The sequence below is a fragment of the Salinicola sp. CPA57 genome, from assembly GCF_003206035.1.
Taxonomy (GTDB): Bacteria; Pseudomonadota; Gammaproteobacteria; order Pseudomonadales; family Halomonadaceae; genus Salinicola; species Salinicola socius.
Genome location: NZ_PZJR01000003.1, coordinates 618,357 through 629,431, shown reverse-complemented (window position 1 = coordinate 629,431; position 11,075 = coordinate 618,357). Strand labels below are relative to the sequence as shown.

9 protein-coding genes and 4 tRNA genes are annotated in these 11,075 nt (G+C 60.8%); 9 read left to right on the top strand and 4 right to left on the bottom strand.

The annotated features are described in order from the left end of the window. Window positions 1–138 precede the first annotated feature (138 nt). Together DOM36_RS05155 and DOM36_RS05150 are read right to left on the bottom strand one after the other, a co-directional pair. Window positions 139–861, bottom strand: a complete 723-nt coding sequence (locus DOM36_RS05155) for a UDP-2,3-diacylglucosamine diphosphatase (RefSeq protein ID WP_110641674.1) — start codon at window positions 859–861, stop codon at window positions 139–141. Between the two features lie 91 nt (window positions 862–952). After that, entirely contained in the window at window positions 953–1,447 is a 495-nt protein-coding gene (locus DOM36_RS05150) for a peptidylprolyl isomerase (protein WP_075570176.1), read from the bottom strand. Window positions 1,448–1,631: 184 nt separating this feature from the next. Between DOM36_RS05150 and DOM36_RS05145 the strand changes: the two genes are divergently transcribed. Both DOM36_RS05145 and cysS read left to right on the top strand, forming a co-directional pair. Further along, window positions 1,632–3,371: a glutamine--tRNA ligase/YqeY domain fusion protein gene (locus tag DOM36_RS05145; protein WP_083941764.1), complete on the top strand. Its 1,740-nt coding sequence runs from the start codon at window positions 1,632–1,634 to the stop codon at window positions 3,369–3,371. Between the two features lie 19 nt (window positions 3,372–3,390). Next, window positions 3,391–4,782, top strand: coding sequence for a cysteine--tRNA ligase (gene cysS / locus DOM36_RS05140; RefSeq protein ID WP_198651215.1), 1,392 nt, complete (start codon window positions 3,391–3,393; stop codon window positions 4,780–4,782). Window positions 4,783–4,893: 111 nt separating this feature from the next. Here the strand turns inward: cysS and mtnN are convergent, their stop codons facing one another. Both mtnN and folD read right to left on the bottom strand, forming a co-directional pair. Beyond that, a complete protein-coding gene (mtnN, locus tag DOM36_RS05135) occupies window positions 4,894–5,598 on the bottom strand; it encodes a 5'-methylthioadenosine/S-adenosylhomocysteine nucleosidase (protein ID WP_110641670.1) in 705 nt (234 codons plus the stop codon). A gap of 111 nt (window positions 5,599–5,709) precedes the next feature. Then, window positions 5,710–6,567, bottom strand: a complete 858-nt coding sequence (gene folD / locus DOM36_RS05130) for a bifunctional methylenetetrahydrofolate dehydrogenase/methenyltetrahydrofolate cyclohydrolase FolD (protein ID WP_110641668.1) — start codon at window positions 6,565–6,567, stop codon at window positions 5,710–5,712. A 246-nt stretch (window positions 6,568–6,813) separates the two neighbouring features. Between folD and DOM36_RS05125 the strand changes: the two genes are divergently transcribed. The 7 genes from DOM36_RS05125 (at window position 6,814) to clpX (ending at window position 10,965) form a co-directional block, all read left to right on the top strand. Then, a tRNA-Pro gene (locus DOM36_RS05125) sits at window positions 6,814–6,890 on the top strand. A gap of 44 nt (window positions 6,891–6,934) precedes the next feature. After that, a tRNA-Arg gene (locus DOM36_RS05120) sits at window positions 6,935–7,011 on the top strand. 45 nt (window positions 7,012–7,056) lie between these two features. Continuing rightward, window positions 7,057–7,131 (top strand) — tRNA-His (locus DOM36_RS05115). A 38-nt stretch (window positions 7,132–7,169) separates the two neighbouring features. After that, window positions 7,170–7,244 (top strand) — tRNA-His (locus DOM36_RS05110). A 306-nt stretch (window positions 7,245–7,550) separates the two neighbouring features. Next, window positions 7,551–8,906, top strand: coding sequence for a trigger factor (gene tig, locus DOM36_RS05105; protein WP_110641666.1), 1,356 nt, complete (start codon window positions 7,551–7,553; stop codon window positions 8,904–8,906). 85 nt (window positions 8,907–8,991) lie between these two features. Beyond that, the gene (clpP, locus tag DOM36_RS05100) at window positions 8,992–9,612 is read left to right on the top strand and encodes an ATP-dependent Clp endopeptidase proteolytic subunit ClpP (RefSeq protein WP_075570885.1); all 621 of its coding nucleotides are present in this window, start codon (window positions 8,992–8,994) and stop codon (window positions 9,610–9,612) included. Between the two features lie 63 nt (window positions 9,613–9,675). Continuing rightward, entirely contained in the window at window positions 9,676–10,965 is a 1,290-nt protein-coding gene (gene clpX / locus DOM36_RS05095) for an ATP-dependent Clp protease ATP-binding subunit ClpX (protein ID WP_075570886.1), read from the top strand. Window positions 10,966–11,075 lie beyond the last annotated feature (110 nt).

The window sequence follows — 11,075 nt, the reverse complement described above, 5'->3', positions numbered from 1 at the left end:
GAGCGGAGGGGGGGGGTTACGGCGAGCATGGCCGTGACCAATAACGCCCGGCTCGATGTTCGAGCCGGGCGTTGGTGTCAGACGAACCGCGCTATTGGCATTGGATGACCGGTTTTCGCTCGATCAATGCCGGGACGTTCAGATCGCGAATGACTCGAGCGTCAACTCGTTGCCTTCCACTCTCAACTGCCAGCCCACGCCAGGGCGCCAGTCGCCGATCACGTAGCGCTTCGCAGCTTCTTCACCGATACGCAGGTCATGGACGGCCGGTCGGTGGGTGTGACCATGAATCATGATCCTGACATCGTGAGTCTGCATGAGCTCGATGACGGCATCGGGCGTGACATCCATGATGTCTTCGGCCTTGTTGGTGTTGGCCTCGCCGGACTGTTCCCGCAGTTTCATGGCCAGCGCCAGACGCTCCTCGACCGGCATTGCCAGGATCTGGGCTTGCCAGGCTGGATTGCGCGCCTGCTGGCGGAAAGCCATGTAGGCCTCGTCACGCGTACACAGACTGTCGCCATGCAACAGCAGGACGCGCTGGCCACCCAGCTCCACCACCGTCGGGTCGTCGAGCAGCGCACAGCCGCTGTCGGCCGCGAACGACTCGCCGATCAGAAAGTCCCGGTTGCCATGCATGAACGCCAGCCGCGTGCCGGCTTCGGCGCAGGCCCTGAGCTCGGCAATGATCTGCTGCTCGAAATCCCCGCGGTAGTCGTCGCCGATCCAGGCTTCGAACAGATCGCCGAGAATGGTCAGCGACGAGGCCTGTCGGGCCGGCCCGCGCAGATAGTCGATGAATCCCTTGGCGATGTCCGGCTGAGAGGGGTGGAGATGGAGGTCGGCAATCAGCAGTTGCATGCGAAAGATCGTTCCTGTCGGTGGTCAGGCTTGGCGCGCAGACGGGCTAGGATCGCCGGCTTCTCGTCGACGCCTGACCGGTATTGAAGGATCAGGCCGTGACTTCGGCACGTTCGATGATGACGTCATCCGCCGGAACATCGCTGTGCATGCCGCGACGCCCGGTGGCGACCTGGCGGATGTTGTCGACCACTTCCATGCCATCGACGACTCGACCGAAAACGCAGTAACCCCAGCCCTGCACGCTCTTGTCGCGGTGATTGAGGAAATCGTTGTCGCCCACATTGATGAAGAACTGTGCGCTGGCCGAGTGCGGATCCTGCGTGCGCGCCATGGCCACCGTGCCTTTCTGGTTGGTCAGGCCGTTGTCGGCTTCGTTGTCGATCGTGGCGCGGGTCGGTTTCTGTTCGAAGTCGGTGTCGAAGCCGCCGCCCTGAACCATGAATCCATCGATCACGCGGTGAAACAGGGTGCCGTCGTAGTGGCCTTCCTTGACGTACTGCTCGAAATTGGCGGCCGTCTTGGGGGCTTTTTCGAAGTCGAGTTCGAGCGTGATGGCGCCGTGGTTGGTGTGCAAAACGATCATCGGAGATCCTGAGCGATTCTGGGCTGTCGTAAGATGGCGGCCGGCTTGTCGCCGGCCGCGGGCGTCGCGCTATAATAGCGGTTTTGGGCCGTCGGGAGAAACCGCTGTCCGCGCGTGTTAACCTGCCGTTATCAGGGCCGTACCGCTGCCCACTCATCCGAATTACAGAGGTTGCCTGCATTCCATGAGCGTCGAAAGCAACACGAACGCCGAGAGCCCCAACGCCAGTTCCGAAGCCCAGCCAGGTGCCGAGACCCAGCAGGGGGGGCCGAATTTCCTGCGTAACCAGATTCGTGACGAGATCGAGTCGGGGCGGGCCACGACGATCGTGACCCGCTTTCCGCCGGAGCCCAACGGCTTTCTGCATATCGGCCACGCCAAGTCGATCTGGGTCAATTTCGGCCTGGCGGAACAGTTCGGCGGGCGCTGTCATCTGCGTTTCGACGACACCAACCCGGCCAAGGAAGAGCAGGCTTACATCGATGCGATCCAGGAAGATATTCGCTGGCTCGGTTACGAATGGAGCGGAGCGGTACGTTTCGCCTCCGACTACTTCGATCAGCTCTATGCCTGGGCCCAGCATCTGGTGCGTGAAGGCAAGGCGTACGTCGACGACCTCTCGCCGGATGAGATTCGCGAGTACCGCGGCACCCTGACGGAACCGGGCCGCCCGAGCCCGTATCGCGATCGTGGCGTCGAAGAGAACCTCGATCTGCTCGAGCGCATGCGACTGGGCGAGTTCGCTGAAGGCAGCAAGGTGCTGCGTGCCAGGATCGACATGGCCGCGCCGAACATCAATCTGCGCGATCCGATTCTCTACCGTATCCGCCACGCGCATCACCATCAGACCGGTGACGCCTGGAAGATCTACCCGTCCTACGATTTCACCCACGGCCAGTCCGATGCGATCGAGGGCATCACGCATTCGCTGTGTACGCTCGAGTTCGAGGACCATCGGCCGCTGTACGAGTGGTTCCTGGCCCAGCTGCCGGTGCCGTCCAAGCCCCGGCAGACCGAATTCGCGCGGATGAACGTCAACTATACGGTGACCTCCAAGCGCAAGCTAAAGCTGCTGGTGGACCAGGACGTGGTCGATGGCTGGGATGATCCGCGGATGCCGACGATCTCCGGATTGCGTCGCCGTGGCTACACGCCGGCGTCGCTGCGCAAGTTCTGCGACATGACCGGCGTCAGCCGGGCCGCCAACGTGGTCGATATCGCGATGCTGCATTTCGCGATCCGCTCGGATCTGGAGGACAACGCGCCGCGAGCGATGTGTGTCCTCAATCCGCTGAAGGTGGTTCTGACCAATCTCACGGCGGATCACGACGAGGTCTTCGAGGTGCCGGGGCACCCGGCGCGTGAGGATATGGGAACACGCCGACTGCCGCTGACCCGCGAGATCTGGATCGATCGCGAAGACTTCATGGAAGAGCCGCCCAAGAAGTTCTTCCGTCTGGCGCCCGGCAAGGAAGTTCGCCTGCGCAATGGCTACGTCATTCGTTGCGACGAGGTGATCAAGGGCGACGATGGCGAGATCGATGCGCTGCACTGTAGCGTCGATTTCGACACGCTGGGCAAGAACCCGGAAGGGCGCAAGGTCAAGGGCGTCATCCATTGGGTCAGCGCGGAACATGGCGTCCCCGTCGAAGTGCGGCTTTACGACAATCTGTTCCTGGATGAAGCTCCGGATCGCGATAAGGACGCCGACTTCCTCGATCATCTCAACCCCGACTCGCTGGTCACGGTGACCGGCATTGCCGAACCGGCGCTGGCGAATATCGAGCCCGAGGCCCGCTATCAGTTCGAACGGGTCGGCTACTTCTGTGCCGACCGCCACGCCTGTCGAGATGGCAAGCTGGTGTTCAATCGCACGGTGGGGCTCAAGGATAGCTGGGCCAAGATTCAGAAGAAGCAGGGCTGAGGGGTAGAGCATGAGCGCGCTGGAGATCTACAACACGCTGACGCGACGCAAGTCGAGGCTGGAGCCGATCGAACCGGGCAGATTGCGCATGTATCTCTGCGGGATGACGGTCTACGACTACTGCCATCTGGGTCATGCGCGGGTCATGGTGGCGTTCGACGTGATCACGCGGTGGCTGCGTCAGACCGGGCTGGACGTGACCTACGTTCGCAACATTACCGATATCGACGACAAGATTCTCAAGCGCGCGCAGGAGAACGGCGAATCGATATCGGCACTGACCGAGCGCATGATCGACGCCATGCACGAAGACGAAGCCCGTCTTGGCGTGCTGCGGCCGGATGCGGAGCCGCGGGCGACTGGCCATATCCCGGAGATCGTGGCGATGATCGAGCGTCTGATCGCGGGCGGCTATGCCTATGCCGCCGACAATGGCGACGTCTACTATCGCGTCCGCCGTTTCGCCGATTACGGCAAGCTCAACAATCGTAATCTCGACGACATGCGTGCCGGCGCGCGCGTCGATGTCGACGAGCACAAGGAAGATCCGCTCGACTTCGTGTTGTGGAAAGCGGCCAAGCCGGGCGAAGACAGTTGGTCTTCTCCCTGGGGCGAAGGGCGGCCGGGCTGGCATATCGAGTGCTCGGCGATGTCGACCTGCTGCCTCGGCGAGACTTTCGATATCCATGGCGGCGGGCCGGATCTGACCTTTCCGCATCACGAGAACGAGATCGCCCAGAGCGAGGCGGCGACCGGGAAGCCTTACGTCAACGTTTGGATGCATGCCGGCGCAGTGCGGGTCAATCACGAGAAGATGTCCAAATCTCTGGGCAATTTCTTCACGATCCGCGAGGTGCTGGAGGTGCACGACCCTGAAGTCGTGCGCTACCTGCTGGTTGCCAGCCACTATCGCAGCCCGATCAACTACGCTCCTGAGTCGCTGAGCGAGGCGCGCAAGTCGTTGGAGCGCTTCTATCATGCGCTCGACGGGGTCGAGTTGCTTCATGGCGATGTCGAAGGCATCTACGCCGAACGGTTCTCGGCGGCGATGAGCGATGACTTCAATACGCCGGAAGCGCTGTCGGTGCTGTTCGACATGGCGCGCGAGATCAATCGGCTGCGCGATGTCGAACCGGCTCATGCCGGGGCGCTGGGCCAGGAGCTCAAGCGGTTGGCAAGCGTGCTGGGGTTGCTCGAGCGGGAACCGGCCGTTTTCCTCAAGGCTGGCGCGAACGACCTGCCGCTGAGCGAGGCCGAGATCGAGTCACGAATCGAGGCGCGGGCGGTGGCCAAGGAGAACCGGGATTTCGCCGAGGCTGACCGGATCCGTGATGAGCTGGCGGCATTGGGCGTGGTGCTGAAGGATTCCCGCGAGGGGACGCGCTGGGGGTTCGAGGCGCCGCCGGCGTGATGCGATCCCGTCTTCGGAATACTCTCGAGGCGACGTTCTCGAAATGACAAACCCCGCCAACTGGCGGGGTTTGTCGTTCTGAAAGGGGCAATGGCAAGTGAGCCGTGGAGGTTATTGCGCGGCCAGCCTGGCGATGATGGCATCGACCATCTGGGCCGAATGCGTTGCCGCCCGTTCCAGAAAGGCGTCGAAGGAGAGCTCTGACTGCTTGCCGGCGATGTCCGACAGCGCCCGGATGACCACGAACGGGCATTCGAACAGATGGCAGGTCTGGGCGATGGCCGCTGCTTCCATTTCCACGGCGAGCATCTGGGGGAAATGCGAGCGCACGGCGTCGACGCGTGCCGGGTCGGACATGAAACTGTCGCCAGTACAGATCAGCCCCTCGTGAACACGCAGGTCGCCGAGCTTCTCGATGCACGCGCGAGCGGTCTCGATCAGCCTGGTATCGGCGGCGAAGCCTGCCGGCATGCCGGGCACCTGGCCCATCTCGTAGCCGAAGGCCGTGACGTCGACGTCGTGATGGCGGACTTCGCTGGAGATGATGACGTCGCCGACCTCCAGGGACGCGCCGAAGCCGCCCGCGGAGCCGGTATTGATGATCGCGTTCGGGCGGTAATGGGTCATCAGCTGCGTCGCGCCCACGGTGGCGTTGACCTTGCCGATGCCGGACTGGAGCAGCACGATCTGAAGACCGTGGCGCCGACCGCAATGAAAAGTGCCCCCCGGATGGTGTTCGATGCGGGCGTCGTCCAACTGAGAGGCGAGCAGGGCGACTTCCTGTTCCATGGCGCCAATGATGCCGAGAGTCTGCATGCGGCAGTCCTTCCGTGAGTCGGTGAGAGGTATCGGTGATCCGGGCTTGCGATGCGAGGCAGTCGGACATTCGCGCTATCGACCGCGGTCCTGACGACGATTCTCGCTACGTTACTGGGCGTCGTGGAGCTCGGCCGCCTGCAGTGTGTTCTCCAGCAGCGTGGCGACGGTCATCGGTCCGACGCCGCCCGGCACCGGCGTGATCCAGCTGGCGCGCTCGGACGCGGTGGCGAAATCGACATCGCCCACCAGCGAGCCATCTTGCTGACGGTTGATGCCGACATCGATGACGATTGCACCCGGCTTGATCCAGCGGCCGTCGATCAGGCCGGGCTTGCCGGTGGCGACCACCAGCAGATCGGCTTGCCGCACTTTATCCTCGAGACCCTGAGTGAAGCGATGACAGATCGTGGTGGTGCAGCCGGCCAGCAGCAGCTCCAGTGCCATCGGCCGACCGACGATGTTGGACGCGCCGACGATGGTGGCATCTAGGCCTCTCAGCGAGATCCGGCTCTCTTCGAGCAGCGTGATGATGCCCTTGGGGGTGCACGGGCGAAGCAGTGGCAGTCGCTGTGCCAGTCGACCCAGATTGTAGGGATGGAAACCATCGACGTCCTTGTCCGGACGAATGCGCTCCAACAGCGGGTTGGCATCGAGATGCTCGGGGAGCGGCAGCTGCAGCAGGATGCCGTCGACGGCCGGATCGGCATTCAGTCGATCGATCAGGGCTTCCAGGTCGTGTTGCGAGGTGGTGGTCTCGAGCCGGTGGCTGAAGGAGACAATGCCCGCGTTCTCGCAAGCGCGATGCTTGTGGCTGACGTAGACCTCGGAGGCCGGGTCATGCCCAATCAGAATGACGGCCAACCCCGGGCGACGGAGCCCGCGCTGGGTTCGATGCTCCACGTCGACTTTCACCCGATTGCGGATTGAGCCGGCAATGGCCTTGCCATCGATCAACTGAGCGGTCATCGACTTTCCTTTCTGAGTCCTGAGGGTGCCGGTAGCGGACCGACGAAGCGGGCAATTTTCGCACGCTTGGCGATGCAGTCAACGTAAGCTGAAGCGTAAGTGGAATTTGGTACCGGTTTTGGCCTTTCTGCCGATCGGGTCAATCGACGTTAAGTGCACGTAAAGGCTTGACCCGACAGAAAGGATCCGTAGAATACGCAGCGCATCGAAGGGCTCGTAGAGTCATCGGGCATGACAGACGTCTTACGGGGTATAGCGCAGTCTGGTAGCGCGCCTGCTTTGGGAGCAGGATGTCGGGGGTTCGAATCCCTCTACCCCGACCACGACGTCGCGTTCATGTTGATGAAAATGCAGCCGGTATTGGAATGCGCCTATAGCTCAATCGGATAGAGCAACGGCCTTCTAAGCCGTAGGTTGCAGGTTCGAGTCCTGCTGGGCGCGCCACTCTCCATCCAGTGTAGTGGTCCCGGTCGATGCAAAATCGGTATGGTGGGTGTAGCTCAGTGGTAGAGCCCCGGATTGTGGCTCCGGTGGTCGTGGGTTCGATCCCCATCATCCACCCCATTGCCGATCATGATTTTGAAGACCACAGTTTAGAAATGGTGGGTGTAGCTCAGTGGTAGAGCCCCGGATTGTGGCTCCGGTGGTCGTGGGTTCGATCCCCATCATCCACCCCATTTCTTCCCCGGTTGTCTCCCTTCTTTTTGACACTGCTCCTGCTATTCTGCACGTCATCTATCGCTGCCAGGCGTTTCCTGTCGACGCTTCAGCGAGATGCCGAGGTAGCCTAAAGTCGATTTTTATGGCCCTGGACTTGTATTTCGTCCCGATTAGCACCATTTACCGCGCTAGTCTGCTTGCCAGTAGGCATGGGGATTCATAAAATCGCCCCCTGTTTAGAAATGAGTGCTTTGAAATGACAGTTTTGAAGCCTGGTTTTTGAGTCGCAATCACAGAACGCCCCCGTCGGTAGAGGATCATCTATGCAAGTTTCCGTTGAGACGACATCTCAGATCGAACGTCGCATCACCGTTCAGGTTCCAGCAGCCGAGGTTGACGAGGCCGTTGCCGCTCGCCTGCAAGACACCGCCAAACGCGTTCGTCTGAATGGCTTTCGTCAAGGGAAGATCCCGATGGCGGTCGTGCGTCAGCGCTACGGTCGAGACGTGCGCAACGAAGTCGTCAGCGAATTGATGCGTCAGCACTACGTGCGGGCGATCACCGAGCAGAGCCTGAATCCGGCCGGCTACCCATCGATCGAACCGAAGGTCGATCAGACCGGCAAGGATCTTGAGTTCGTTGCGACGCTGGAAATCTATCCCGAGATCGAGCTGAACAGCATCGATGGCACGGCTATCGAGCGTCCGCAGACGGAAATCACCGACGCCGACATCGATACCATGATCGAGACGCTGCGCGGTCAGCGAGCCGAATTCCAGCCGGTCGATCGTGCGGCGGAAAACGGTGACCAGGTCAAGATCGACTTTCAGGGCTTTCTGGGAGACGAGCCGTTTGAAGGGGGTTCTGCCGAAGGTCACGAGCTCGAGCTGGGTTCCAATCGTTTCATTCCCGGTTTCGAAGAGCAGCTGGTCGGTGCCAAGGCTGGTGATGAGAAGAGCATCAGCGTGACTTTCCCGGAAGACTATCAGGCCGAGCATCTGGCAGGTCAGGAAGCGACCTTCAAGGTGACGGTGCATGAAGTCTCCGCCAAGGCGCTGCCGGAAGTCGATGCCGACTTCATCAAGGAATTCGGCGTGGAAGACGGCGATGCCGACAAGTTCCGTGCCGAGGTCAAGAGCAACATGCAGCGCGAGGTCAAGCAGGCGGTGCAGAACCGCGTCAAGCAACAGGCCCTCGACGCGCTGCAGAAAGCCAATGACGTGACCGTGCCGCAGTCGCTGATCGAGCAGGAAACTGACGGTCTCAAGCGTCAGGCGGCGCAGCAGTTCGGTCTTGGCGAAGATTTCGATGTCAGCCAGTTGCCCAACGAGCTGTTCGCCGATCAGGCACGTACCCGCGTCAAGGTCGGGCTGCTGTTGGCCGAAGTGATCAAGAAGCACGAGCTCGACGCCAGTGATGAAGAAATCCGGGCCCGCGCCGAAGAGCTGGCGAGCCAGTATCAGCAGCCGGAGCAGGCGGTCGACCAGTACATGCAGAACGACGAGCTCAAAGGGCAGATCAAGTCGGCAGTGCTGGAAGACAAGGCCGTTGACAAGCTCCTCGAGCAGGCTCAGGTTAACGACGTCAACATGAGCTACCAGCAAGTGCTCGAAGCGGCACAGCAGTCCGAAGAAGCGGCTGAAGAAGACGATGCCGAGGACAGCGATTCCAAAGCATGATGGGTGCTTGGTAAGCGAAGCGATCCGACCCAGGTCGGGTCGCCAGTCGATGGGCCTGACAATCACCAGCTGTAAGGAAATCGCGATGCGTAACGAGTTCGACATCAGTAATGCCGGTGGCCTGGTCCCGATGGTCGTGGAGCAGAGCGCTCGCGGCGAGCGGTCGTACGATATCTATTCTCGGCTGCTCAAAGAGCGTGTCATCTTCCTGGTCGGCCCGGTCGAAGACTACACGGCCAACCTGGTCGTGGCGCAGCTTCTGTTCCTTGAGTCCGAAAATCCGGACAAGGATATCCATCTCTACATCAATTCTCCGGGTGGTTCGGTGACCGCGGGCATGTCCATCTACGACACCATGCAGTTCATCAAGCCTGACGTCTCGACGGTATGCATCGGTCAGGCGGCCAGCATGGGCGCGCTGCTGTTGGCGGGTGGGGCGAAGGAGAAGCGTTTCTGCCTGCCGCACTCGCGCATGATGATCCATCAGCCGCTCGGCGGTTATCAGGGTCAGGCGGCGGATATCGAGATCCACACCCGGGAAATCCTGACCATTCGCCACAAGCTGAATCGCATTCTGGCGGATCACACGGGCCAGGATATCGACAAGATCGCCCAGGACACCGATCGCGACAACTTCATGGATGGAACTCAGGCGGTCGAATACGGCCTGATCGATGCCATGCTGGATAAGCGTCCGGTATCCTGATAGCGTTTGAGTCAAGGTTTCACACGACGGCGCATGGCGTCGTCGTCCTGACGAGGTACACGAATGGCCGACGGTAAAGGCAAAGACGACAACGGCAAGCTGCTGTACTGCTCGTTCTGTGGCAAGAATCAGAACGAAGTTCGCAAGCTCATCGCAGGCCCGTCCGTCTATATCTGTGACGAGTGTGTCGATCTCTGCAATGACATCATTCGCGAGGAGGTTCTGGAAGCCGACGCCGAAAGCGATGAAGATCGTCTTCCCGTACCCCGTGAGATTCGCAACACGCTCGACGACTACGTGATTGGCCAGGATCGCGCCAAGATGGTGCTGTCCGTTGCGGTCTACAACCACTACAAGCGCCTGCGCGGTAGTGGCAAAAGCGACATCGAGCTGGGCAAGTCCAACATTTTGCTGATCGGCCCCACGGGTAGCGGCAAGACGTTGCTGGCGGAGACGTTGGCACGTCTGCTCAATGTCCCATTCACGATTGCAGACGCCACGACGCTGACGGAAGCGGGTTACGTGGGCGAAGACGTCGAGAACATCATTCAGAAGTTGCTGCAGAAATGTGACTACGACGTCGAGAAGGCCCAGCGCGGGATCGTCTACATCGACGAGATCGACAAGATCTCTCGCAAGTCCGACAATCCTTCCATCACTCGCGACGTTTCCGGTGAGGGCGTGCAGCAGGCACTGCTCAAGCTGATCGAGGGGACGACGGCTTCCGTACCCCCGCAGGGTGGCCGCAAGCATCCTCAGCAGGAATTCCTGCAGGTGGACACCGGCAATATCCTGTTCATCGTCGGCGGTGCCTTTGCTGGACTGGACAAAGTGATCCGTGACCGCGCCGAGAAGGGTGGCATCGGTTTCAACGCGTCCGTGAAGAGCAAGGAAAGCAACAAGGGTGTCGGCGATATTCTCGCTGGCGTCGAACCCGAGGATCTCGTCAAGTTTGGCCTGATCCCCGAGTTCGTCGGGCGCTTACCGGTGATTGCGACGTTGACCGAACTGACCGAGGATGCGCTGGTCCAGATTCTGACCGAGCCCAAGAACTCGCTGGTCAAGCAGTACGCCCATCTGTTCGAGATGGAAGGGGTCGAGCTGGATTTCCGTGACGATGCCCTGCAGGCTGTGGCGCACAAGGCCATGGAGCGCAAGACAGGGGCGCGTGGTCTACGCTCGATTCTGGAGTCGGTATTGCTGGAAACGATGTACGACGTGCCGTCGCTTGATGGCGTGACCAAGGTGGTGATCGACAAATCCGTCATCGCCGGCGATAGCGAGCCTCTGCTGATCTATTCCAAACAGGAAGATAGGCAGGAAGAGGGCCGCGTTGCCAACAAGGACGGATGACGCAGGTCCAGGTCATGACCTGTCTAGCTGTCTGACGAGGGGGCCCGCTGGCCCCCTCGCTTTTATGGACCCGATTTTCACGGATTTGGTCGTTCGCCGAACGCCACTTG

Coding starts and splice junctions, on each gene's coding strand:
- DOM36_RS05155 (WP_110641674.1), bottom strand. CDS start 861: ATGCAACTGCTGATTGCCGACCTCCATCTCCACCCCTCTCAGCCGGAC.
- mtnN (WP_110641670.1), bottom strand. CDS start 5,598: ATGCAGACTCTCGGCATCATTGGCGCCATGGAACAGGAAGTCGCCCTG.
- folD (WP_110641668.1), bottom strand. CDS start 6,567: ATGACCGCTCAGTTGATCGATGGCAAGGCCATTGCCGGCTCAATCCGC.
- clpP (WP_075570885.1), top strand. CDS start 8,992: ATGCGTAACGAGTTCGACATCAGTAATGCCGGTGGCCTGGTCCCGATG.
- DOM36_RS05150 (WP_075570176.1), bottom strand. CDS start 1,447: ATGATCGTTTTGCACACCAACCACGGCGCCATCACGCTCGAACTCGAC.
- tig (WP_110641666.1), top strand. CDS start 7,551: ATGCAAGTTTCCGTTGAGACGACATCTCAGATCGAACGTCGCATCACC.
- clpX (WP_075570886.1), top strand. CDS start 9,676: ATGGCCGACGGTAAAGGCAAAGACGACAACGGCAAGCTGCTGTACTGC.
- DOM36_RS05145 (WP_083941764.1), top strand. CDS start 1,632: ATGAGCGTCGAAAGCAACACGAACGCCGAGAGCCCCAACGCCAGTTCC.